Source organism: Aquimarina amphilecti (assembly GCF_900109375.1).
Lineage (GTDB): Bacteria > Bacteroidota > Bacteroidia > Flavobacteriales > Flavobacteriaceae > Aquimarina > Aquimarina amphilecti.
On sequence record NZ_FOAB01000008.1, the window covers coordinates 169774 to 195891 of the forward strand.

Annotated in this window: 23 protein-coding genes and 1 tRNA gene; 11 read left to right on the forward strand and 13 right to left on the reverse strand. The window is 31.7% G+C overall.

Features of this window, described 5'->3' with window-relative positions; genetic code table 11:
• Positions 1-139: 139 nt before the first annotated feature.
• Positions 140-3646 carry a discoidin domain-containing protein gene (locus tag BMY33_RS20020; RefSeq protein WP_091411846.1) on the forward strand — a complete coding sequence of 1169 codons (3507 nt, stop codon included), beginning with the start codon at positions 140-142 and terminating at the stop codon, positions 3644-3646.
• A 113-nt stretch (positions 3647-3759) separates the two neighbouring features.
• On the opposite strand, the gene BMY33_RS20025 is transcribed toward BMY33_RS20020, so the two are convergent.
• From BMY33_RS20025 to BMY33_RS20040, 4 genes are all read right to left on the reverse strand, one after another.
• On the reverse strand, positions 3760-4410 hold the full coding sequence (locus tag BMY33_RS20025) for an HD domain-containing protein (RefSeq protein WP_091411848.1): 651 nt from the start codon (positions 4408-4410) through the stop codon (positions 3760-3762).
• A gap of 17 nt (positions 4411-4427) precedes the next feature.
• Positions 4428-5429 carry an acyl-ACP desaturase gene (locus tag BMY33_RS20030; RefSeq protein WP_027393225.1) on the reverse strand — a complete coding sequence of 334 codons (1002 nt, stop codon included), beginning with the start codon at positions 5427-5429 and terminating at the stop codon, positions 4428-4430.
• A gap of 10 nt (positions 5430-5439) precedes the next feature.
• The gene (locus BMY33_RS20035) at positions 5440-6183 is read right to left on the reverse strand and encodes a lysophospholipid acyltransferase family protein (protein ID WP_091411849.1); all 744 of its coding nucleotides are present in this window, start codon (positions 6181-6183) and stop codon (positions 5440-5442) included.
• A 458-nt stretch (positions 6184-6641) separates the two neighbouring features.
• Entirely contained in the window at positions 6642-7052 is a 411-nt protein-coding gene (locus BMY33_RS20040; protein ID WP_091411851.1) for a BrxA/BrxB family bacilliredoxin, read from the reverse strand.
• A gap of 210 nt (positions 7053-7262) precedes the next feature.
• On the opposite strand from BMY33_RS20040, the gene BMY33_RS20045 reads away from it, so the two are divergent.
• Positions 7263-7997: a TerB family tellurite resistance protein gene (locus BMY33_RS20045; RefSeq protein WP_091411853.1), complete on the forward strand. Its 735-nt coding sequence runs from the start codon at positions 7263-7265 to the stop codon at positions 7995-7997.
• 73 nt (positions 7998-8070) lie between these two features.
• Entirely contained in the window at positions 8071-9111 is a 1041-nt protein-coding gene (locus tag BMY33_RS20050; protein WP_170837137.1) for a transglutaminase domain-containing protein, read from the forward strand.
• Positions 9112-9124: 13 nt separating this feature from the next.
• Here BMY33_RS20050 and BMY33_RS20055 read toward each other — a convergent pair whose 3' ends face one another.
• From BMY33_RS20055 to crtD, 3 genes are read right to left on the reverse strand one after another with little or no spacing between them, the layout of a single operon-like run.
• Complete coding sequence (locus BMY33_RS20055; protein WP_091411856.1) at positions 9125-10267, reverse strand: lycopene cyclase family protein; 1143 nt, start codon at positions 10265-10267, stop codon at positions 9125-9127.
• Positions 10268-10894 (reverse strand): carotenoid biosynthesis protein, encoded by a 627-nt coding sequence (locus BMY33_RS20060; protein ID WP_091411858.1) that lies wholly within the window; start codon positions 10892-10894, stop codon positions 10268-10270.
• A 3-nt stretch (positions 10895-10897) separates the two neighbouring features.
• A complete protein-coding gene (crtD, locus tag BMY33_RS20065) occupies positions 10898-12379 on the reverse strand; it encodes a 1-hydroxycarotenoid 3,4-desaturase CrtD (RefSeq protein WP_091411860.1) in 1482 nt (493 codons plus the stop codon).
• 127 nt (positions 12380-12506) lie between these two features.
• Between crtD and BMY33_RS20070 the strand changes: the two genes are divergently transcribed.
• Genes BMY33_RS20070 through BMY33_RS20080 form a run of 3 tightly spaced genes read left to right on the forward strand, consistent with a single transcriptional unit; the run spans position 12507 to position 14415 of the window.
• A complete protein-coding gene (locus BMY33_RS20070; RefSeq protein WP_091411862.1) occupies positions 12507-13025 on the forward strand; it encodes a GNAT family N-acetyltransferase in 519 nt (172 codons plus the stop codon).
• A gap of 11 nt (positions 13026-13036) precedes the next feature.
• Positions 13037-13441: a hypothetical protein gene (locus BMY33_RS20075; RefSeq protein ID WP_091411864.1), complete on the forward strand. Its 405-nt coding sequence runs from the start codon at positions 13037-13039 to the stop codon at positions 13439-13441.
• Positions 13442-13491: 50 nt separating this feature from the next.
• A complete protein-coding gene (locus tag BMY33_RS20080; protein WP_091411866.1) occupies positions 13492-14415 on the forward strand; it encodes a DMT family transporter in 924 nt (307 codons plus the stop codon).
• Positions 14416-14672: 257 nt separating this feature from the next.
• Here the strand turns inward: BMY33_RS20080 and feoB are convergent, their stop codons facing one another.
• The gene (gene feoB / locus BMY33_RS20085) at positions 14673-16769 is read right to left on the reverse strand and encodes a ferrous iron transport protein B (RefSeq protein ID WP_091411868.1); all 2097 of its coding nucleotides are present in this window, start codon (positions 16767-16769) and stop codon (positions 14673-14675) included.
• A 14-nt stretch (positions 16770-16783) separates the two neighbouring features.
• Complete coding sequence (locus tag BMY33_RS20090) at positions 16784-17011, reverse strand: FeoA family protein (RefSeq protein ID WP_091411886.1); 228 nt, start codon at positions 17009-17011, stop codon at positions 16784-16786.
• A gap of 318 nt (positions 17012-17329) precedes the next feature.
• On the opposite strand from BMY33_RS20090, the gene BMY33_RS20095 reads away from it, so the two are divergent.
• Positions 17330-17788, forward strand: a complete 459-nt coding sequence (locus BMY33_RS20095; protein WP_091411869.1) for a hypothetical protein — start codon at positions 17330-17332, stop codon at positions 17786-17788.
• Positions 17789-17931: 143 nt separating this feature from the next.
• Here BMY33_RS20095 and BMY33_RS20100 read toward each other — a convergent pair whose 3' ends face one another.
• Positions 17932-18606, reverse strand: a complete 675-nt coding sequence (locus BMY33_RS20100) for an SCO family protein (RefSeq protein ID WP_091411871.1) — start codon at positions 18604-18606, stop codon at positions 17932-17934.
• A 156-nt stretch (positions 18607-18762) separates the two neighbouring features.
• Between BMY33_RS20100 and rseP the strand changes: the two genes are divergently transcribed.
• Together rseP and BMY33_RS20110 are read left to right on the forward strand one after the other, a co-directional pair.
• Positions 18763-20079 (forward strand): RIP metalloprotease RseP, encoded by a 1317-nt coding sequence (gene rseP, locus BMY33_RS20105; RefSeq protein WP_091411872.1) that lies wholly within the window; start codon positions 18763-18765, stop codon positions 20077-20079.
• Positions 20080-20171: 92 nt separating this feature from the next.
• Positions 20172-20245: transfer RNA gene (locus tag BMY33_RS20110), tRNA-Asn, on the forward strand.
• Between the two features lie 105 nt (positions 20246-20350).
• Here the strand turns inward: BMY33_RS20110 and BMY33_RS20115 are convergent.
• A complete protein-coding gene (locus BMY33_RS20115) occupies positions 20351-21178 on the reverse strand; it encodes a helix-turn-helix domain-containing protein (protein WP_170837138.1) in 828 nt (275 codons plus the stop codon).
• A 403-nt stretch (positions 21179-21581) separates the two neighbouring features.
• Entirely contained in the window at positions 21582-23027 is a 1446-nt protein-coding gene (locus tag BMY33_RS20120; protein WP_170837139.1) for a serine hydrolase domain-containing protein, read from the reverse strand.
• A 265-nt stretch (positions 23028-23292) separates the two neighbouring features.
• On the opposite strand from BMY33_RS20120, the gene BMY33_RS23610 reads away from it, so the two are divergent.
• Positions 23293-23448 carry a hypothetical protein gene (locus BMY33_RS23610; RefSeq protein ID WP_170837140.1) on the forward strand — a complete coding sequence of 52 codons (156 nt, stop codon included), beginning with the start codon at positions 23293-23295 and terminating at the stop codon, positions 23446-23448.
• A gap of 24 nt (positions 23449-23472) precedes the next feature.
• Here the strand turns inward: BMY33_RS23610 and BMY33_RS20125 are convergent, their stop codons facing one another.
• Positions 23473-24207: a DUF6503 family protein gene (locus BMY33_RS20125; protein WP_091411877.1), complete on the reverse strand. Its 735-nt coding sequence runs from the start codon at positions 24205-24207 to the stop codon at positions 23473-23475.
• A 340-nt stretch (positions 24208-24547) separates the two neighbouring features.
• Between BMY33_RS20125 and BMY33_RS20130 the strand changes: the two genes are divergently transcribed.
• Positions 24548-26118, forward strand: a 1571-nt coding sequence (locus BMY33_RS20130; RefSeq protein WP_139195707.1) for an FG-GAP-like repeat-containing protein, incomplete at its 3' end; no start/stop codon positions are given.

The window sequence follows — 26118 nt, forward strand, 5'->3', positions numbered from 1 at the left end:
GTAATAAGTTACATCCTTGTACCAACATACATGTTTAGAATCAATATTATAATACTGATTTTAAACACATTACTATTTGTAATGCGTACACCCTTTAAACAAAACCAAATACACTAAAAAATCTTAAAACCAAAAACCTATGAAACGTATTTTTACATTTCTCATCATATATATGGTGACAACGCCTTTTATTGCTCAAGAGCTTTATGAGATTCTTCAAGAAGAAAATCTGAAAGTTAGCAAACTAGAACGTCTGGGTAATAAATATTATAAAAACAAAGATAAAGGCAAAGGAAGTGGATACAAGCTATATATGCGGAATTTATACTGGGCAAAAAGAAACGCAGATGCCAATGGACGTATAATAAGTGATGCGACAGTAGTAGATGAACGTAAAAAATTCCAAGCATCGATCCCAGACAATAACTCGTTACATAAACAAAATAACGAACGAAATATTGGCTGGCAAGAGCTAGGTCCCTTTAAATGGACTCGCACTTCGAGTTGGACTCCTGGTCTTGGAAGGATAACTGCCATTGCAGTAGAACCTAATCAACAAAATCTAATGTACGCTGGTTCTCCTGGAGGAGGAATCTGGAAATCAGTAAATGCTGGAAAAAAATGGATTCCTTTGGGTGATCAAATGTATAACATGTCTATATGGTCTATAGCAATTGATCCTAATAATACGAATATCGTTTATCTAGGAAATTCTGCAGGACAAATTATGCGATCTACTAACGGAGGAAACTCTTGGAAAGAAATTTACCGTGTAAGTGGTACTCCTAGAAGAATCCTTATTCACCCCAATAGTAATCGTATATTCATTGGAACAACAAAAGCATTGTATAGATCTACAAACAATGGATCTAGCTTTAGCGTAGTGCTAAATAGTTCAGCAGAAGATGTTGAATTTAAACCTGGTAATACTAGTATAGTATATGCTTGTGGAAACAGCTTTTATAGATCTAATAACGGAGGGAGTTCTTTTAACAGAATTACCAATGGAATTAACAGAAGTGAACGTATGAAAATGGCCGTTACACCAGCCAATCCTAATGCTATATATCTCGTTCAAAAGAATAGAAGTAGTTTTGGTACACTATACAGATCCTTAGATGGAGGTTCTAGTTTTACCATCCGTGCAACTTCAAGCAGCACCAACCAAGTTTATTTTACACAGGCTTCTAGAGATATGGCAATTGCAGTTTCTGACTCAAATTCGAATGAAGTACATTTAGGAGGTATGAATTATTCTCGATCTCTAGATGGAGGAATCACATTTTCTACCCTTGCAACGTGGAGTAATCCAGGAGACAGATCCTATGTACATGCCGATATCGAAGTTATGACATACATTGATGGAAATATATATGTTGGTAGTGATGGAGGTATTTTTAGAAGTAAGGATAGAGGAAATAACATGGACGATCTTACTCAAGGTGGTTTGGCAGTTAGACAATTATATCGCTTCGGAGGATCACTCACAGATGCTAATATGATTGTTGCAGGTGCTCAAGACAATGGAACAAGCATTATGAATGGATCTACTAGACAGTTCAAAGAATGGTTAGGAGCAGATGGCATGGAATGTTTTATTGATCACAAAAATAAAAATGTTGTGTATGGTACAGTTCAGTTTGGATCTCTATACAAAAGCACTAATGGAGGAAATAGCATTGGAAATATAAGTAAGCCAGGTAATTTTAGCGGAGAATGGGTAACGCCTTTTACTATAGATCCTGTTGATAACAAAAAAATCTATGTAGGATATAGCAACCTATTTCGAAGTAATAATGGCGGTTCTAATGGAAGCTGGAGAAACATAACATCAAGCATAAATATTGGAGGTAATCTTGATGAAATATCAATCGCAGCTTCAAACAACAATTATATATACATAGCAGAATCGGGAAGAGTTTGGAGAACAAAAAATGGACAGAACAATAATCCTTCATGGACTGAAATAAGTAATTTTAGAGGAAATGTAAACTTCATTACCGTCGACCCTAATAATCCAGAACGCGTCGCAATAGCAGCAACTGGATCAAGAATATATGTATCCAATAATGCTGGGAATTCCTGGACAAATGTTAGAGGTAATCTTCCTCAAATATCCGCACAATGTTTGATTTTTGATGACACCAATGCTAATGGCCTTTATGTAGGAATGCAATCAGGAGTTTATTACATCAATGATAACCTCTCCTCTTGGGTTCCTTTTTCCACCAATTTACCTGGAGTACAAACGACAGAACTTGAAATTCACTATCCTACAAGAAAAATTCGTGTATCCACATATGGTAGAGGTATATGGGAATCAGATTTATACAATGAAGGAACAAATCCCAATGATATTATACCGCCTAACGATCTTTCCGCCCAATCTGAACAAAATGAAGTTTCCTTAAAATGGAATGACAACTCAAATAATGAAAATGGTTTTACTATTCAAAGAAATGATGGAAATGGATTTGAAAGAATTGATTTTGTCGAGTCTAATATTACTACTTATACCGATCAGAATTTAACAAATGGCATATATACTTATCGTGTTAGAGCATATGATACAGATAGTTATTCCGGGTTTTCTAATACTGTTGAAGCGATTATTGGAGATGTGGATCCAAATGAAATAACTCCTCCTAGTGATTTAAAAATTCAGTTAGATCAAAACGACATTATTTTAACTTGGAAAGATAATTCCAACAATGAAAATGGTTTTACTATTCAAAGAAATGACGGAAGTGGATTTGAAAGAATTGATTTTGTAAGAACAGGAATTGAAACTTACAAAGATCAAAATCTTCAAACCGGAACATATACTTACCGCGTAAGAGCCTATGATAGTGATAGTTATTCTGAGTTTTCAAATTCTACTGAAATAACTATTAATGAAGATGTAATAGATGATTGTAATGGGTGTATTGTTTATGACACTAACAGCGAAGAAACCACAAATGCTAATCATGCAAAAGAAAAAGCAGCAGATGGTGACCCAAACACCTATTGGCACTCTAATTGGTACGATGATAACACATCTCATCCTCATTTTATTGCTATTGACCTTGGTGTATCGAGGAACTTAGTTGGATTTTCTTATCAAGGAAGACAAACAGGTACAACAGGAATGGTAAAAGATTATATACTTTTCGGTTGGGATGGTAATGCTTGGATTCAGTTATCTGCAGGAGCTTTTCAGAAATCTACTTTAAAACAAACAGTAGAGTTTGATGCCTTCAATTGTCGCTATCTTTATTTCAGAGCTCTTTCTGAAGTAGATGATAAACAATGGGCATCTGTAGCAGAATTTACGGTTAGATATAACACATCAGAACAAATCGATATAATGCCTACAATTCAAAATACTGATATTACTCCACCATTAGTAGATCTTACTGATTTTGATGGAATCAAAGTATTCCCTATACCTTTTACAGATAAGATAACTATAGATGGTATTATCTCTAAAAAAACAGCTCGTTCCATTCAACTTATCGGATCAAATGGTGCCGTTCAGAAAACCAAAGTTTCTATCAATGGAAAGCAGGCAACAATTGATACACAGAAATTAGCAAAAGGCTTATACATTCTAAAGGTGCAAAAAGATGGAGTACAGAAAAATATAAAAATTCTAAAACAATAGTAAGTTATAAGCAATCGTCATATTTATGCTTTTTAAAGTGCAGGGTCAATGCAATTTTGCTTTCGACTCTGTACTTATTTTATAGCAAGTTTATACGTAACAAATTTATTTTTTTACTGTCCTTCCCACTCTTTAAAAAACTGTTCTAAAAAGGTTTCCATAAAAAGATGTCTTTCAAGAGCCATCTTTTTACCAGTTCTTGTATTCATTCTATCTTTAAGTAATAATAATTTTTCGTAGAAATGATTAATAGTTGGAGCAGTGGAATTTTTATATTCTTCCTTGGTCATATTTAAATTAGGCGCTATTTCCGGATCGTATAGCGTTCTATTTTTAAATCCTCCATAATTAAAACAACGAGCGATTCCAATAGCTCCAATAGCGTCTAAGCGATCCGCATCTTGTATAACATTTAATTCTGGCGATGTAAATTTCTGCTCGGTATTACCTCCTTTAAAAGAGATATTTTCAATAATAAGTACTACATGATTAACAATATCCTTTTCTAATTGAAGACTTTCTAAAAAATTCCTTGCGATTTTTGGACCAACTGTTTCATCTCCATTATGAAATTTGGAATCCGCGATATCATGAAGTAATGCTCCCAGAGAAACTATAAAAACATCTACCTCTTCACTTTCGGCGATGGTTTTTGATGTTTTAAAAACCCGTTCGATGTGAAACCAATCATGCCCTCCTTCGGCATCCTTTAGCGTATTCTTTACAAAATCAACAGTTTTATGTATAATCTGCTCTTTAGTCATGTATACGCATTAATAATTTATTTCACTAAAGCAGGTTGTACCCATTTAAATTCAAAAACTTCTTCTGGAATTACCAATCTCTCACTAATACGCTGCATTCTAGCTGGTAATCTCATTACAAAATCTCGCGCTTTTTCTGCCTCATCAGTAAGATCCACAAGCTTGTCAATTTCCCATTTATCAATCAAACGTTGCATAATATCAATGTAATCCTGAGAAGTATATACTCCTATTCGCTGAGCCGCATTAGAAAACTCTTCAAAAGCGCTTCCGATAGTATTTCCAGATTCTCTTAAAAAAACCGCTGGCATTACAATTTTATGTTTCATCATATCACTAAAAGCAACCATCATTTGACTTGGGTCTACTTCGAATATGTTTTTTACAAATTCACTGTACGCGTTAAAATGACGCATCTCGTCACCAGCTATGATTTTACACATTTTAGCTAGAGACTTGTTCGAATAACCTTTCGCCAACTTTGCTACTCTAGTATGTGAAATATTAGTTGCTAACTCCTGAAAACTAGTATAAACGAAGTTTTTATAAGGATCTCTATCGGTCCCAATATCAAACCCATCATTAATTAAATGTTGTGTTGTACGTTCAACTTCGATCATATTTACTCTTCCTGACAAATATAAATACTTATTCAAAGTATCTCCATGTCGATTTTCTTCACTAGTCCAATATCGTACCCATCTAGACCAACCATTTCCACCTTCTCCTTCGTGTTGATTTACTCCTTCTACATCCATTAACCAGGATTCATAAGTAGGAAGTGCTTCTTCTGTAATGGTATCTCCCACTAAAACGACCCAAAAGTCATACGGAAGCTCTTTTGCCAACTCTCTCAACTCCTTTACCTCATCAAAAAATGTGTCTTCATTTTGAGAATCAGGTAAAAAATCTGTTGGCTGCCATACTTTATCTATCGGAATCAAAAATTTATCGATAAAAGACTCTATTTTCTTTTCCAATAATTGCATTACTTCTAATCTAATATTATCTATAGCCATGACTACTTATTTACGTTTTTATGGTAGAGATCACTCTCTTTTCTGCAATATCTAGTATTTCTTCTTTTGTAATTCCTTCTGTATTTACTGGTTCCTTAACCTCCAAATTAAGATGTATTCCTACTCCCATCGGAAAATTACCAAATCGAACCAACTTCCAACTATTATTAATTGTTACTGGAACTATTAAAGCTTCTGGAGCATTTTTCATTAATATCTTTAATCCTGTATGAGCAAAACTCTTAGGTTTTCCGTTTCTGCTTCGGGTTCCTTCTGGATAAATTACAGCTGAAAAATTATTTTTGGCGATAAACTTTCCAAAACTAGAAATCTCTGGTATCGATTGTTTTGCATTTTTTCGATCGATTAATGCATGCCCTCCATTTCTCAAATTAAAGGAAATACTTGGAATTCCTTTACCTAACTCAATTTTAGAGATAAACTTCGGTCTATGTTTATGCAAATACCACGATATAAGTGGAACATCAAACATACTTTGATGATTTGACACAATAATTAAAGAACGATTTTTAGGTAATTTATAAGAATTCTTAAAACTAATCCTTACTCCTAAAACATGCAAACAACGCAACAAACAAAGGTTCATTAAATTGATCACACCTCTATGCCCTTTTGCTCCGCCTAGTTTAACTCCTAACCATTGTAAAGGATGAAAAACCACTAATGTTAATCCAAAAAATAAATAGAAAACTATCGAAAGCGGATATGAAATTATCCTTTTTAATGCCCCCATATCTTCTCTTAGCAATTAATAATTTTAACTTGTGTTACTGCAGTGCAAGGTCTGATATTATTTTTAGTTAGCCAATTGTTTAGTCCATAAAATTAAAGAAGTATATCACTTAAAAGTTGATTAAATAATATTACAATAACAACTCACTACTTAATATTAACAAATAATTGAGGCCTCAAACAAACAAAAATCATAATTTTAGAATCATTAATATTTATTAACTTAATTATCAAAAAATGTTAAAAGAAATTTTAAATTTAAAAGGTGTTGAAGTATTAGACAAAAAAATCATGAAAAAAATTAAAGGTAATGGAGGTTGTGGTTGCGGTCCAAATGGCGGTGGAACAAATCCTTATTATGGAGGGCCACCTTGCCATATGTGCTAAGTTTAACATTAAAAAAACAGCTGTTTTATGCAGCTGTTTTTTTAATGTTAAACTCAGACTAAAAAGCCTCTATTAGCAATGCTCATTATAAGCATCTTTAAGGTTTTCTGCAATCATATCCGCAGGTCTACCTTCGATATGATGACGCTCTAACATATGAACTAACTCTCCATTTTTAAACAATGCCATTGAAGGTGAAGATGGAGGGAATGGAATCATAAATCCACGTGCTTTATCTGTAGCTTCACGATCTACTCCTGCAAAAACTGTTACTAAATTATCTGGTTTTTTATCATTTGCCAAAGAAGCTTTTGCTCCTGGTCTTGCATTAGCCGCAGCGCAACCACAAACAGAATTCACAACTACTAAAGTCGTTCCCTCTTTTGCAATCGCAGCTTCCACATCAGCTGCTGTTTGTAATTCATCAAAACCTATATTTGTTAGGTCTTCACGCATTGGCTTTACTAAATCTGCTGGATACATATTTCTTAACTATTTTTTATTTAAAACTTTGATACAAAGATACAAATAATGTACCATATCAATATGACTGCCAAGTAGTCGTAAAAGATCTTTATAACTATCTAATAAATTAATTTTTCGTAACAATTTTCATGAATATGTTACTAATTAAGTATACTCTAAATTGTGTAAATAATTCAATTATCTTTACACCCTCAAAATTGACTATGAATGATTAAATGGATTGCTGCTTTATTAGGAGGTATCTTTTTTAGGTTTCCTGGAGCCATATTAGGTTTTATACTTGGCAGTTTATTAGATACTACCACAAGCAAAGGGAGTGGTGGATTCACTCAGGTATTTACTCAAGAAAAAAAAGTAAGCCCTGGAGATTTTGAATTAAACTTACTTTCTCTTTCCTCGATTGTAATAAAGGCGGATGGTCGTATAAATCAAACCGAATTAGATTATGTACGCCAATATTTTGTAAGCGCTTATGGAAAAGAACGAGCTAATGCTACTTTTAGGACTTTTAATGAAATTATAAAAAATAGAGAGATTTCTGCTCAACGTATCTGTCTATTTCTTACTCAGCGCACTCGTTATGCAGCTAGGTTACAGATTCTTCATTTTCTATTTGGAATTGCAAATGCAGATGGCAATGTCAGTGAAGCTGAAGCAAGGGAAATTCAAAAAATGGCAGGATTTATGCGCATTAATTTTAGTGATTTTGAAAGCATTAAAGCCATGTTCTTTAAAACAGGAAATCAGGCCTATAAAATCCTTGAGGTTGAAAAAACTGCTACTGATGCCGAAGTAAAAAAAGCATATCGAACTATGGTAAAAAAATACCATCCTGATAAAGTACAACATATGGATCCTGTCCATATAAAAGGTGCTGAAGAAAAATTTAAAGAAGTTCAAAAGGCCTATGAACAGATCCAAAAAGAACGTGGATTAACATAATCGGCGGTTCTCTTTCAGAATATAACTAATAGTTGTATATTATTTGGTTTAATAATTGATGCTAAAACAACATATGCGTAAGCTAGTATTTTTTATTTTATTAAGCCTATTATCTACTTATCAGTCCTACGGTCAAGATTTTGATAGAATTGATGCTATTGTACATTTATATCCTAAAAAATATAAAAGTCCTAAAAAGCTTGCAGAGCAAATCTCTAAAGATTTTGATTCTGAACTAGATAAAGCCAAAGCCTTATATTCGTGGATTACAAAAAACATATCCTACGATTATAAAGAATCAGGAAAATACTATACTGATTATGCTAATTCTTATAAATCAGTTCAACATAACCCTTTCCCTAGTTTTCGTTCTACTAATTACATTGATTACCACAGAGATAAGTCAGGATCAAAAAAGCATTTACAAACTGAAAAAAAATATAGAGAGAAAATTTCTAAACGGGTTATTTCTAGCGGAATAGCTGTTTGCGAAGGATATACACAACTTTTTAAAGATGTCTGTGACCATCTAGGTATTATATGTTTTTATGTTTTAGGGAATGGTAAAAATCAAATTCATCATATTGGAAAAGAATATCGTTCTGATCATGCTTGGAATATTATAGAAATAAATTTTAAAAAGTACTTAATAGATGCCACTTGGGGAAGTACAGGGTATTACAATATTGAGACACAAGAATTTGTAGAAGAACCTAATTATTTCTACTTCGGAACACCAGCGGATGTTTTTATTAAGGGGCACTATCCAAATTTTTATGAGAACAGTTTACTAGTCGATATTATTAGTAAAGAAGAATTCTCTGAAGCCCCATTATTTTACCAGCACGAGAAATCAAAAGATTTTAATCTAATTTCTCCATCAACAGGTATCCTTAGAAAAAGAGATACTGTGACTCAAGAGTTCATTATAGAATATGACCAACCTGTTTATTCTATTGTCTATTTAGTTAATAATCAACAATTCAACTACAAAGGAAAAATATCATATGATGACGGGAAAATTGGTTTTAATGTGGACTTATCACACCCCAATGCCAAAGAGCTTATCATATTTATTAATGAAATACCAATGGTAGGTTTTAAGATTGAATAACTTGCTAAACAAACTATCTAACCAATCGTTTCCAAACCATTTTAAGAAACTTACTAGAAGGCATTGTTGACATTATTCTTAGGTCTTCTATCAATGAAGTTTCTTCATTTAAAAACTTCAAGATTTTATACGTATTATTTTTTCCGAATAATCTTGAAAACAAAACAGCTCCATTTTGATTTTCTTTTGATAAAAGATCAAGAAAGAATAAATCATAATACCAAAACTTAGTTCTTTTTTCGAATTTAGATAAATCTCTATGTTTTTTAAGAAACCTAATAAGCTTTTTTACTTTTTTCTCAGTATTTCTAAAAGTAAACCCAGTACTAGCTTTTGTCCACCCACCGGCAGTTCCAATTTGAATGATATTTTTAGAATTTTGTTTTCCAAATTCATACGAAGTCATAGGAATACATCCTATTTCTTTTTCTGTAATACAATATTCCTTGATTCCAGTAGCACTTAAATATGCTTCAATTTCTGTTTCATATTCTTCTTTAGATAGAAGATCTTTAGAAAACAAGGTATACTCAAACAAGGCTTCTGTTTTAGACATTGGTAATACATACATAAATCGTGTATTGCCTTTCTGATCTAAATCAAAATCCATGAAAGTAGCTGTTTCACTATCAAAAATGGGAGACTCGGTTTTTATAAACCATCCTATAAAATGTTGATTAAGTAATGGATATTTTTTTTGCGTTTTAAACTTTTTAGAAAATGGTATACTATTAAAAACTTTATCTCCTAAATACATTCTTTGATCAGTCTCTACTTCTACTATATTTCCTTCATCAACAAACCCCACTACAGTTTCCTGAACAATAGTAATATTTGATTTTTCTCTTAATAATTTAAAAACATAATTGTAAAAATCTTTACTCCTAATCACCTTATATTGATATGGAGAAATACCTATCGTATCGGAGAAATCAGGGCTTCCAAAAAAAATACGTTCCCATTTTTTGCTTACAACAGAATCCCAAGTTCCCTGTCCTTCTTCCCAAAAACACCAAGTACGATCATTATCATTTTTTTCTTCTTTATCAATTAGTAGTATTTTCTTTTTATCAAAAAAAGTATCGTGTATTAGATAATAAGCCAATATTAAACCTGATGCCCCGGTACCTGTAATTATATAATCATATTTCTGCATCTAGTAAAATAAGAATGTGGTAAAAAAGATAAATATAGCTATGAAAGTATGAACCGAAACTGTGTATTGCAAAGTTTTACATACTTTTTGAAATAAAAAAATTGCAATAAAAGCAACCACCAACCATCCTATATAGTTCTGAAGAGGAACTAACCCGCTATCAAACTCCCAAAAATCAAACCTCGGTGCAGAAACTTCGATGATAATATCTAAAGCTACCATCAATACTGCTCCAATAAAGGAAGTGACAAATAGATTCGAATGTATTTTTTTTGAAATTGCCACAGTACAATATACTAATAAAGCCCAGTTTACTCCTATAATCCATGGCACTCCTAAAATTTTACTTCCTAAATTATTTCCATATTGATAGTTTCCAAAAATCAATCCATAGTTCACCCCTAAATATTCAGTTATCATACCGATAGAAAAAGGAATTAATAATCCTAAAATCAGCGATTTGTTAACTTTAGCGTTCCATAGTATCAAGACTAAATACAACAATAAGTTAAATGGGGTTAGCGGTAAAAACCAATCATCATATCCAATAAGAATTCCGATTATTCCTGAAATATTAAATAACCAAATTAAAATTATAGATATAAATAGTTTTCTTTCTGGGCGCATAGTCTAAACTTTAAAATCTTTCTCGATTAACTCTGACACAATCTTTCCCGATAGTAAACACAATGGGATACCTCCTCCAGGATGCACACTTCCTCCACAGAAATATAGGTTTTTAATATTTTTTGAAAAATTAGGATGTCTTAAAAAAGCTGCATACTTATTATTACTACTAGATCCGTACAATGCTCCTTGATAGGATTGGGTTTTACTTTCAATACTTCTTGGATCTAAAATCTCTTCTGTTTCGATTAACTCCTCGATATTTATTTTTAATAATCTTGATAGTTTGTCAACAATATTTTTTCTAGACCGTTGTATTATCTCTTCCCAATCTTGCCCTTCATTGTTAGGCACATTTACCATAACGAACCAATTTTCACAGCCTTTAGGAGCATCACTTGGTTCATTTTTAGTAGTGATGTTAATATAAACTGTAGGATCATTATAAGCTTCTTTTTTTTCGAAAATATATTCGAACTCTTCTTTATAATTTTTAGAAAAGAAGATATTATGAAGATCTAATTCTGGGAACTCTTTTTTGACTCCCCAATAAAAAATCAAAGCAGAACTAGACCTAGGTTGTTTCAACGTTTTTTCAGGTGTTCTTTGACTTGGAAGTAATTTACGATAGGTAGGTACTATATCCATATTTGATACAATTACATCCGCTTCCTTATACAAACCGCCAACAATAACACCTGTTGCTTTTTTCTTAGTAACCACTACCTCATCTACCTTAGATTCAAAGTGAAATGTTACACCAAGATCGATTGCCAACTGATAAAGAGATTTTGTAATAGTATACATACCTCCTTTAGGAAAGAAGGTACCATAAAATTGTTCTAAATGTGGAATCATAGACATTATTCCAGGAGTAAGATAAGGTGAAGAACCATTATAAGTTGCATATCGATCAAAAAACTGAACTAACCTCGAATCCTTAAATGTCTCTTCATTGTAACTGTGTAACTTCTGATCAATTCCTAAACTATTAATTCTAATAATTGCTTTAATAGTATCTAAAGATAAATAAGTGGATAATTTATGTAATGATTTTTCAAGAAACAAAGTAGAAGTCAAGTCATATTTCAATTTACTATTCTCAAAATATTTAAAGATCTGAGCACTCTTTACATCGAACTTCTTTTCCGCCTCTTCGGCAAATTTTTTAAGATCAGCTAAAGCTGTAAACCTTGTTCCATCTTCATAAAAATAATTACATACTATTTCCTTTTTAGAATACTGAAAATAATTTGTAATAGGTTTTTTAGAAATAGTAAATAACTCCTCCAAAAACTGGGGCATCGTAAACAATGATGGTCCGCAATCAAAACGGTATCCTTCTTTGTGAATTTCGGCTAGTTTACCTCCAGGATAAGAATTAGTTTCATATACTTCGACATCGAAATTTTGATTACGTAAACGGATTGCTGATGCCAAACCGGCGATACCAGATCCAATAATTATTGCTTTCTTGTTTGACATATTCTGTGCATAAAGATATTATGAAAAATCATAAAGCGAAGACAATTACCACAATTTAGTATGGATTTTTATATATCTTTAATTTCAAACACTACATAAGTTTAGTAATATCAAATAGATTACTAGTTTGGAAAATCAAAAAATCGAAATAAGAACACTTAAATTATCTGATAAATTGCAATTAGCAAAACTAGCTAATAATAAAGATATCTGGAATAATCTTAGAGATTATATCCCTCATCCTTACTCGGAAAACGATGCCGAAACTTTCATTAATTTTACTCAAGAACAAAACCCTCAGCAAAGTTTTGCTATTGAATTTAAAAATCAGTTATGTGGAGTAATTAGTTTAATTATTCAAAACGATGTTTACAGAAAAAATGCAGAAATAGGATATTGGATAGGTCAACCATATTGGGGGAATGGAATAGCTACAAAAGCGGTAAAACTAATAACACTATATGGCTTTAAAGAACTAGATTTAACCAGAATTTATGCTGGCGTCTTTGAAAATAATATTGCTTCCATGAGAATACTAGAAAAAAACGGTTACACCAAAGAAGCAGTATTCCAAAAAGCAATAATTAAGAATGGAAAAACTCTAGATGAACATAGATATTTTATATTAACCGAGGATCAAGAATAAAAAAACTTACAATGAAACAATTCATTTATTTACTTTTAATATTCAGCTCTTTTTTATTAAAAGCTCAAGACACTAATAAAAAAGTAAAAAGCCCTCAAATAGTTACCAAGTTAAAAATCGGTAAGAAAGCTACTTTTGGAAACAAGAGTATACATTTCATAAAAGTAACAGAAGACTCTCGCTGTCCAAAGGGCGTATCGTGTGTATGGGCAGGACAAGCAAAAATTTTAATAGGCTTATATGAAAATGATACGCTTTTAGAGGAAAAGGAAATTATAATTGAGATTCCTAACAAATCAAAAGAACTACTAAAGTCAATCGAAAAAACTATCTACGGATATAATTTAACTCCATACCCTACCAATTCTGAAAAAATAGATCCTTCTACATATTATCTAGAGTTATTAGTGAAATAAATATTTCTTAAACCGTGATTACTTATTGCTATATTTAGTTTCTTTGCCAAATGATTTCCAACAAAGCCAAAGCTCATATTGCATTATTAAGCGTAAATATGATCTATGGGGCAAATTATCTTATTGCTAAAGGACTTATGCCTGATAAAATAGGGGCATCTGCTTTAGTATTTCTAAGAATTAGTGGAGCTGGATTATTATTCTTGATCCTAAAACTTTTTATAAAAGAACAGGCTCAAAAAAAAGATATTCCAAGATTAGCACTTTGTGGACTTCTAGGAGTAGCCACAAATCAATTCTTTTCTATGAATGGGTTAAGTTTGACATCTCCTGTAGATGCGGCCATCATTGTCACTGCTATGCCCATTTTTACAGTTATTATCAGTTATTTTTTATTAAAAGAACCTCTTACATTATCACGCATTCTTGGCATCTGTATCGGAGGAGGAGGCGCTATATTATTAATATATTTAGGTAACTCGGGTTTAGGAACCGGATCATTAAAAGGAAATATATTTATAGGTTTGAATGCATTATCATTTGCTTTTTACTTAGTGTTAGTAAAACCATTAATGCAAAAATATAAACCAATCACTGTTATTATTTGGACGTTCTTCTTTGGTTTCATCTTTATGTTTCCGCTTTGTATTGGCCAATTGCTAGATACTGACTTCAATTCTTATGAAACCACTAATTGGATATCATTAATTTATGTAATTATAGGTCCTACATTTTTAGCATATTTACTAAATATGTTCGCCTTGCAATTTGTAAAACCTACTGTTTCTAGTAGCTATATTTATGTCCAGCCCGCAGTAGCAATGTTGTTAGTTGCTGGAATTGCTTATTTCATTATTGACAGCCAATACAAAGGAGATATAACAATAGCAAAATTGTTATGTTGCTCTTTAATTTTTATAGGTGTTTATTTGATTAGCAGTAATAGTTCTTTAAAATGGTTAAAGAGAAAATAAATTACTTTTTGGAAAGATGTACAATCAATAAGTAATTATAATAATTACTACTGATCATCTTATTGGTTAGTGACAACCACAACCATTATTCCCACAATTTCCAGGGATCTTTTTATTTGTAGCAACAACTTTAGGTTTCCAAACAAATTTCTTGATCAAAAACGCAATTGCTATAGCAAAAACTATAAATACTAATATGTTCTGGATAAATAAATTCATATTTTCTTAGTCGAATAAAGATACAAAAACTTAGTTATTTATTTTAAAATCTGATATGCTACCAATGCAATGACATACGCTAAAACACTCATAAATATAAGTTGCATCATTGGCCACTTCCAACTATTTGTTTCTCTTTTTACAATTGCTAGAGTACTCATACACTGCATTGCAAATGCATAAAACAGTAACAAAGATATTCCACTCGCTAGATTAAATATTGGATTTCCCGTCACAGGATGCACCTCAGAAGCCATTCTATTCTTTATTGTTTCCTCTTCATCACTTCCTACACTATAGATAGTAGCCAAAGTACCAACAAAAACTTCACGAGCTGCAAAAGAACTAATGATTCCAATTCCAATTTTCCAATCATATCCTAATGGAGCTACAATAGGTTCAATAGCCTTACCCGCATAGCCAATAAAAGAATATTCTAATTTATAAGAAGCAATTTTCTGATCTAACTCTTCTTGGGAAAGATCCACATACTCTGATGTAACTATTTCTTCTGCGTTACTAAAATTTTCATTAGGACCAAAACTTGCTAAAACCCACAAAATGATAGAAATTGCTAAAATTATTTTTCCAGCACCGAAAACAAATGCCTTTGTCTTTTCGATTACATTAATTGCAACATTTTTAAACATTGGCATTTTATACCCGGGCATCTCAATAACAAAGTAGTTATTACTTTTTATTTTTAAAATTTTATTAAGAATCCAAGCGGAACCAACTGCTGCGCCAAAACCTATAAAATATAACAGCATCAGAGTTAAGCTTTGATAACTAAATATCCATCCCACCTTTTCATCTGGAATAACTAATGTTATTATTATCAAATAAACAGGTAATCTTGCAGAACACGTTGTAAACGGAACTACCAAAATTGTTATCAAACGTTCTTTCCAACTTTCAATGTTCCGTGTAGCCATTACTGCAGGAATGGCACAAGCAGTTCCAGAAACTAAAGGAACTACACTTTTTCCGCTTAATCCAAATTTTCGCATTACTCTATCCATTAGGAATACTACACGACTCATATACCCACTTTCTTCTAAAATGGAAATAAAGAGAAACAAAAATGCTATTTGAGGTATAAAAATTACAATACCACCTAATCCTGGAATAATCCCTTCTGTTATTAAGTCTACAAAAGGCCCTGAAGGTAATACTGATTTTGTAGTTTCACTTAACCAAGCAAAGGCCTCATCTATTAAATCCATTGGATAGGAAGACCAATCATAAATAGCCTGAAAGATTAATAATAAAATTGCAAAGAAAATAAAATACCCCCAGAATTTATGAGTCAAAACTCTATCTAATCTAGCACGTAATCCCGTGGCCGCTTTTTCATCGATTATCAATCCTTTTTTAAGAACCTGATTAATAAATTGATATCTTTTAATTGTTTCCTTTTGTTGAAAACGTTTCAGTTCACTTTCAGATTTAATTTCAAAATCTGGTGGTACCGCTGGTTTCTTTTTATCAATTTTTCTAAAATTGACATCCTGTGTAATAACTAACCAAAGTTTATAAATAGATTGATTAGGAAATGCTTTCTTTAATCGATCAAAATATTCTGGAGCAAAGGTTAACGCATCAACACAAGGTTTAGCTGGTATTGATGCATATGAAAGAATTAGCTTCTTAAGTTCATCTATACCTTCATTTTTTCTGGCACTTACCAAAGCAATTTTGGTATTTAATTCCTTTTCCAATAATGGAATATCAAGAGAAATACCCTTTCTACTCATTCTGTCCGCCATATTAATGACTAGAATAGTTGGGATTTCTAAATCTTTAATTTGAGTAAATAGTAATAAATTTCTTTTAAGATTTTCTACATCACTTACTACAACTGCTACATCAGGAAAATCCTTATCCTTTTTATTCAATAGAATTTCTATAACCACATTTTCATCTAAAGATGATGCGTTAAGACTATATGTTCCTGGCAAATCTAGGATATGAGCTTTGACTCCTCGAGGTAATTTACAAACCCCTTCTTTTTTCTCTACTGTAATTCCTGGATAATTGCCGACTTGTTGGTTTAATCCCGTAAGCAAATTAAAAACAGACGTTTTACCTGTGTTTGGGTTTCCGATAAGTGAAACTTTAATCTGCTTGGCCATAAAAAGTAATCCTGTTAAATAATTTCAATCTCGATCTGTGAAGCAATTTCTTTTCGTATGGCGAGATGACTACCATTGATTGTAAGATACATTGGACATTGAAATGGTGCAGTCTGCAACAATTGCACTTCATTACCCGGCAAACACCCCATTTCTAACAACTTAAGAGGAATCGTATCCGAAGTTATTTCCTTAATCAACGCACGTTGACCTTTTTTGAGATTTGCAATAGTAACTTTCAAGTCTTTATTTAGAATAATTTTAAACAAGGCAAAAGTAATGGAAAAATATGTATTGAAAAAACTATCTAAAAGAAAAACCAACCGTAAGTTGTTAAAATATTCTACTCCTCTCCTCTTTTACATTTAATCTGTTAAAAAACAGTTAGAAGCCTAGTAATAAAAGGGGAAACAACTGAAAAACCGTCCGAGATTATTGAAGTTCAAAGTTCTCGGACACAAAACGAAAGTTCCCTTGGTAATTTCATCATATCTAAATTTAGAAGCAGGCGTAAACCGAAAAGCCTTCAATAGAGTAAGATGTAATTAAAACTTTATACAATGAAAAATTATAAAAAACTATTATTTCAAACATTAATGATCTGTTTGATCGCTATTCTTTCTTCTTGCGAAAAGAACAACTTAGAACAAGAAGATTTAGATGTATCTGGTGAAGACAAAAATGACAAAATCGAAAAATACGATGAATACACTGTTAAAAACCCAAAAAAAGATGGTGTTTATCTAGTTGCAAAAAATGTACGTACAGGCAGTCAATTATCATATAAACTGCATAATGCTTACATAACCAGTTTTCAAATTCTTCATAGAGACGGAAGTATTGTTGTCTTTGATAAGCTAGTAATTCCAACAACAGAAAATTTACCTCCTTGGAGACCAAATTGTCCAGATGGATGGAACGAAAAATTAATATGTTATGTAAATAAAGATGGTATCGCGGTTTCCTATACAAGATGTACTCCAACCTCATTCACAATTGGTCTAGAACCGGAATGGTAAAATTAAAAAAGAAATCTTTCTATAATTATAAGACAAGTGGTTAGACAATAGCAAAAAATAAACCCGCTATTAAAATCACAACTAATCCACGTAAAGCACAGCTGCTTTTAGAAATTGCATTTTGGACAAAAAAAGTAGCTGTGTTATTTTACTCCTTCTTCTTTTAGAACTTTTATGTCTTCTAGTAAACGTTCAATTTCATCCAAATCAGTTCCATCATAAAATCCTCTAATACGCTTTTTTTTATCCACCAACACAAAATTCTCGGTATGAATCATATCATAGGGACCACCATCTCCATTGGTCTTTGCAACTAGATATGACTTACGAGCAAGATCATAAATATGCTTTTTATCCCCAGTTACCAAGTTCCATCTAGTATCATCAACTCCTTTTCTAATCGCATATTCCTTTAGCTGAGGTACTCCATCTGTTTCAGGAATTACTGTATGAGATAATAACTTGACATCCGGATCATTTTTTAACCTGCTCTGAATAAGCTTCATATGATCTGTCATTATTGGACATATCGTCTGACAAGTGGTAAAGAAAAAATCTGCAACATAAATCTTATCTTTATAATTAGCTTGTGTAATCTTCTCTCCATTCTGATTTAAAAGACTAAAATCAGCTATCTTATGATATTTACGTACATGCTGCACCGTACTATCGACTAATTCTAGACTCACCATATCGGGTTCATAAACCCGTAGAACCCTTTTCGGCTTTAAAATTGAATAAATTATCGAAATAATAATCGCAGATAGTATAAATAAAACTATAGCAAAGAATTTGTACTTAGCAAAGAATCGAAGCATACTTACATTTTAGAGTTACAAAATTACAAGGTTTATCTTTTACAGAATTATGGTTTTCGCTAAAAAAATATTAAAACCCGAATCTGTAGACCAGATTTCTTTCATAAACTACTCTAAAAGGTTACTTTTGCGTGATTTAATTTTGAATAAGACCACATGAGTCCGATAATTATAAAAGCATTACAGCTATTATTAAGTTTGTCTATCTTAATCGTTTTACACGAATTAGGACACTTTATTCCAGCAAAGCTATTTAAAACACGAGTAGAGAAATTTTATTTATTCTTTGATGTAAAATACTCGTTGTTCAAGAAAAAAATCGGAGAAACGGTTTATGGTATTGGATGGCTACCTTTAGGTGGTTATGTTAAAATTTCCGGAATGATTGATGAAAGTATGGACAAAGAGCAGATGGCAGGTCCACCTCAGCCTTGGGAATTTAGATCTAAACCGGCTTGGCAACGACTAATTATTATGCTTGGAGGAGTAACGGTAAATATTATTCTTGGGTTTTTAATATATATGGCCATAATTTTCACTTGGGGAATTTCCTATGTTTCCTCCGAAGATATTCCAGATGGATATGAAATTGCAGAAATTTTTGAAGGATACGGCTTTAAAGATGGTGATAGAGTACTTAAGGTAAATGGAGAAGATTTTAAAGACGCCAGAGATGTTAATATGCATCTTTTCCTTAGAGATGTTCAAAATATTACTGTTTTATCTGCTGACGGAAACACAAAGACCATTGATATTCCTGAAGATATTGGTAAAACCATGTTTGAGGAAGGAGTTATGGAACCTTTTGGTATCAGAATAAAACCTATTCTTGATACTGTTGTTGCGGACAGACCAGCATATAAAGCCGGACTTAGAAACGGAGATGAGATTTTATCTGTTAATGGTAAAAAAATAACTTGGTGGCACCAGTTTAAGCAAGAGGTAAAACCTAAAGAAGAAGAAGAAATTGATATTACCTTTCTTAGAGATGGATCGCAACAAACTATTTCGGTAAAAACTGATGAAGAGGGTACAATTGGAGTATTACCAGTTTATTATAAGATAAACAAAGATGAATTTTCGTTTGGAGAAAGCATCAGTGCAGGATTTAACTATAGCTACTGGAAACTTCACGATTATATTGCACAATTTAAGTATGTCTTTACTAAGAAAGGAGCTACTCAGATTGGAGGATTTGCTGCGATAGGTAATTTATTTCCACCTGTATGGGATTGGGCTGCCTTTTGGAGCACAACAGCCTTTATTTCGATTATTTTAGCTTTTATGAACATTTTACCTATTCCTGCATTAGATGGAGGACACGTAATGTTTTTATTATATGAAATTATTGCCGGCAGAAAACCTAATGACAAGTTTATGGAATATGCACAACTAGTTGGCTTTATTATCCTAATTGCTTTATTACTTTTTGCAAATGGTAATGATATTTATCGCGCAATTTTCGGAAAATGATAAAAAATCAAAAAAATCTTTTTGTGTTTTAAAAAATAGTATATATTTGCACTCGCAAAAGAGAAAAACTTTCTATATTTGCAAACGTAAATTCCTCCTTAGCTCAGTTGGTTAGAGCATCTGACTGTTAATCAGAGGGTCCTTAGTTCGAGCCTAAGAGGAGGAGCAAAAGTCCAGCAGAAATGTTGGACTTTTTTGCGTTTACAATTGTTTGTCAAAGTTACATTTGGAAAAAAACTAAAGCAAGGTTGTTATAGTACACTTATCTTTTTTAAAATTTAGCTCTATAATCTTTAGGAGTTTTTCTAGTGTATTTTCTAAAAGCTCTATGAAAAGATGATTTGGAATTAAAACCTACTTCGTACAAAATCTCCAAAACATGACTGGATCTTCTATTAGGGTCTTCAAGAATTTTGATTGCCATCTCAATTCTATACTCATTAATGAAATCAAAAAAATGCTTGCCAATATAACGATTAATCAAAATTGACAACTCCTGAGTTTCCATACCAACACTATTTGCAAGCTCCTTTATGCTTAATGTAGAATTAAGAAAAGACTGATTAATTTCAATGTGTTGTCTTAATCTTACAATTTTTTCTTGAATTTCTTTCTGATCACTTACTTGATTCAAATTTATATTTTGAGAATTATTTAGATACAAATTTTTCACTAACTTATGTTTAGTATCCACCGCACGGAAAATTTCTGGAGAATACAAACTTTTTAGTATCAGCCAAGACATAAACAATACTAAATAAATAGTATGAAAAATTCTTATATTTAATATTTCCTCACGATTCCCAAAATAAATAATTGCCGTTCTGAAGAATGAAAAAATAAATAACAACACTAACAAAACAGTTAACTGATTTAACCATCTGTAATTAAAATATCTTTTATCTGAATAATTTTCTAATAATATCAATTTATATTTTTTTAATTCCAGACACATAAGTATCAAATAGAAGCTAATAGTAACCATATTTAAAAAAGCGTATAATTTTGCTTCTAAATGAGAATGATACGATTGATAAAAAACCATTCGATCTGTTTCATCTACAGAAAAAAATCTTGGAATAAAAATTATAATTACCAAAACAAATGGTATTATATGTAATAAGTGTCTCCTATTTAACTTGAAGTCAAGATACATAGATGAAATCAAGTACAAATAAAGTAGAGGTCCGGAAAAGAGCATAAATTGATCTCTTAACTGCTCAAAAATTAAAGGTGTTCTAATGTAATCGGAATAAAGAAAAACACTGATATGAATCGCCAATATCAACAAAAATAATCCCATTAACATATTGCTAACTTTATTATGTCTTTTGCTTTTAACAGTAAACAAAAATAAAGCTAACACCAATGCAATGAAAAACACAATTATTGTGGCTTTTTCCAAAATAAAATCTTGACCCATAAAAGAAACAGTAGTATAAATGCTAAAATAAGCATGTTCAAATAACTACTGTTTAAAATGGATTATAAATACAATTTTGTTAATTGTTTTCTAATTCTTTTATCTTGGCATTCATTTGGTCATTGTAGTTCCACTTATTTCCTTCATTCAACCTAATCGCACGTTTATAACCAGCTATAGCTCCTAAAGTATCTCCTTGTTTTTCGTATGTCTCAGCCAAACCTGCTTGAGGAATCCACCACTCTGGAAATGTCTTTAAAAGAATCTTGTAAACATCAAATGCCGCAAAATCACTATTATAATTCAATGTATTTCCTATCCCATTTATATTCCACTTCAAATTATAAAACTCGGTTTCCAAGTTTTCCGATATAAGTGTTTTAAATACTAACTCTGCTTTTTCATATTCTTTATTCACAACTAAGCTCATAATATCTTCTTCCAAAGTCAAATCTTTAGTTTTTAATTCTGGAATTGTCATCCTAGCAATATCATCTATTATGATATCATAAGCTGGATGTAAATAACCATTTGAAAGTAAAATAATAGTTGTATTATTATCTAAAAACTTTCTAAATCCGACACAATTCCCCCCAGAAAAACCTACAGATTTCAGGTTATTTACCGGATAAATCCCCCACCCGTGCAAAAATTTATCTGTTTTATTTTTATAATTAAAAAGTGTCCATAACATTTTTTTTGATTCACTATTAAGCAATTCATTATTATCTAATTTAGAATTCCACTTAACAAACTCATCAAGAGTAATGTTTAATCCATTACCAGAAAACCCTCTCGCCCCACTATTATTCTTGTCCTTATCAAACTCTTTAGTCTTATAATTATAGAAATACCTTGTTGCTCTTTTAGGAATATCATCTGTAGCATTGGATGAAAACAATACATCATCATAGGCACCATTAAATTGGTTCTTAAGTACAAATTCTGCAAAAGACAATCCAGAGACATTTTCGATTATTTGAGAAAGAAGCCAATAATTAGTTTGATTATATTCAAATTGATTTCCTCTTTCAAAATCCATCTCATCATTAGATAGTTTTTCCATTAACTGATCATCTGTTAAATCCCATTTATATCTAATCATATCAGGTATTCCAGATGAATGACTTAATAAATTGTTGATTCTAATATCACGCCACTTAAGTGGTAAATTGTTAAGATATTTTGAAATTTTATCATTCAAGCTAATTTTTCCTTTTTCTATAAGTTGAAAAACAGCAGTAGATGTTATTAGTTTTGTGGAAGAAAACATTCTAAACAATGTTTGTTCATCAACATTCCTGTTTTGCTCCAATGAAGATTTTCCTTTATAAGTTTGATAAATTATACTATCATTTTGTATAACAGAAATAGCCAAACCTGGGATATTATGCAACTTCATTACATTGTTAACATAGGTGTCAATATTGTTTTTCAAGTTGCAACTTGTCTCTACATTTTTTTTATTAACGCATGAGACACTAATAATTACTAGTATTAAAACATACAATAGGTTTTTTTTCATTTTTTTTCTTTTAATTGATGATGAAGTACTAATAAAGAATGTATATCCTTTATTATTGAACAATATTAATTTTAAGAAATGAATTAAAAGTCCCATTTAAAAAAAGCGAACTTATTTTTTTCAAAAATTCCATCGTCAATTTGTCTAGATCTGGACATATTATTATCAGTATAAAACATTCTGAAGAAAAACTAAGAAACAATAAGGCTTATAGATATTATCAAATTTATTTTTTAACTTTAAGTTCACTAAAATGATTTTAAAGATGGAAAGTTTAAAAAAATTTAAAAAACTATCTAGAACTGAATTAACAAAAATAAACGGTGGTTCTGATCACACTGCAGGAGAATGTATTGATTTTATTGATACATCGACAACAATAGCAATGCCTGAACCAGGAAGATATTGTTTGTCACATTAATATTTGACAATCTTTATCCTATCGTTAATTAAATTCTAAAATTTCATAAGTATAATCCGCTCTTAAAAACTTAGGGTTTCTTAAACTATCTGTCAGGTAACTTTTACGTTTGGCATTAAGTGATAAGCCCGTTTTATCTTCGTGTTTTGTATTTACGATATAACTATAGGTAGTGCCGTGATGCACCATATTACCAATAAGTTTATAAGATTTAACATCGAAATAGTACCACCAAGTATTTGAAGGAGATCCATTAGGCTTAAAATACGAAGCTTTCACAACATCAACTTCTTCATCTTCTACCGTATCAATCCCGACGTAAGATAGTGTAACAGTTTTATCTAATAATTTAAAGGGTTGCCAGATAACATAGTGCGCAGCGGTAATAGAATTATAATATTTTTTTTGTAGTTCGGGACTACTTTGTAGGACATCATCAAAATACACACTAATTTTATCATTCTCCAATATTACCTTCTTTTGAATAGTATCTTCTACCCATATCATTTCAGCCTTAAATTTTGGATTAAATGTATTTTTATGGGTTTGAACAATCTGCTTTTCAATAGCACCGAGACTATCATATAAAACAGTGGTCTTTTTATAAGAAATCTCCTTTACTCTGTTCCATTTTTCTAATCCACCATGTGCCTCTAATGATTTAAGTACTATTGTTCTAGGGTCCAATTCACTTTTACAACACTCTAGAGATAATATTACAACACAAATAACTAGTAATACTTTTACAGTTTTAATCATAATCCTACTTTTTTAAGAATATTTGAATTAATCTTTAACCTATTTCTAATTTTGGTTTAAGATAAATTATTAATATAATTTTATGTTGTTAAACAAAAACTTAATTACTAGTTTTGCCGAAAAGTAATAAAGGAAAAAATTATCTAATATCCCCTCCCCTAGATAATTACAATACTATTCTTAAAACCAAAGGTAACGAGATATAAAGATTTCTCGGGTATTTGCCTTTTTACATAATTGGTTTATTACCGATAATAGTATTATGTAAATAATTGTATAAAAAAAGCATTTAAAATTAGAGTCTATACTATATAGAACTAACCGCTACAATTGGAATAAGATGATAAAAAAAATAATCTATATTTATTTACTCCTTATTTTAGGAAATCAACTCATATTTTCACAAGCTGATTACATCAGTTGGGAGTTTAAAGGAGGTAGCCTTTTAAATAATCCTGACGGCACATCTACTGGACCAGGATCAGAACCTGCAGGATTGGATGTAGCAACAATACCTAACACATCTATCACAAGAGGTCGTTTACGATCTGCAATACTGGGAGACCTTGATAATGATGGTGATCTAGATTTTATTTCAGGTAGTCAAGGAGGAACTATACATTATTTTAAAAATGAGGGTACAATTACCTCTCCTAATTGGGTAGCAGCATCTATACCCTCTTTAGATACTATTTGGATTGATAGAAATTTAACCGTTAGAAATCAAAATAGACCTCAACTTACTGATATTGATGATGACGGAGACCTTGATTTGTTTATAGGCACTGACTACGACTACGAACGAGACCGAAATAATGATGTCCTTTTTTACAGAAATACTGGTACACCAGAAGTTCCTGTATTTGAATATGTTCCGGATGGTATACCAGGACTTAATGATCAAGAGATAGCTGAATTTCCAGGTTTAGGTTTTGTAGATCTTGATAATGATTCAGATCTGGATCTGGTTGCGCTGGGCAGTGATAAACTAACTTACTACAAAAATATCGGTACGAAAAACAACCCTATCTTCGAACGTCAGTCTGAAGCGAATAGTCCTTGGATGGATGAAAGTGCTTTTAACAACATGGATGTTCCAATACCTGTATTTGAAGATTTTGATAAAGACGGAGATCTAGATATGTTTTTCATGATTGATAACGGTTTTGTTAGATGGTTAGAAAATACAGGTACATCAACAGTTCCAAATTTTGCTTCAGTTCAAAATTTGTTCAATGGTGAATTAACCCGTGGAGAAATTGGAAGTTTTCCTACCATAGATTTTGGAGATGTTGATGGAGATGGCTTAAAAGATGCTATTTTAGGTAGTTTTAATGTTGCTCGGTTTGCCTGGTTTAAACAGATCCCAATATGTATAGCACCTGATATCCCTAATATAACTGCAACAACTGAATTATGCGAAGGTGAATCCACTACAATTACAATATCTGGTGATCTTAATATTGCTTCAACCTGGTCGATTTACACAGACTCTTGTGGAGGAAACCTGTTAGGAACTACTACAACAAATACTTCAACTTTTGAAGTAACTCCAACTGCGCCAAGTACCACCTATTACATAAGAGCAGAAGATGGTGACATCTCATGTATAGATGAAACAACAGCTAATTGTATAACAATTACTATAAATGTAAGCCCTAATGATGATCCTAGTTTTAGCTATGATCAAGCAATCTATTGCGCTAATCAATCAAATACAACTCCAGCAATAACAGGTCTAGCAGGTGGAGTATTTGCTAGTACAACGGGATTAGTGATTGATCCATCTTCAGGAGTAATAAATATCGCTGATAGTGATGCAGGAGATTATGTAGTAACTTATACTACCAATGGAACTTGTCCAAACTCTAGCCAAGTAAATGTAAATATAACTGAACTTGATGATCCTAG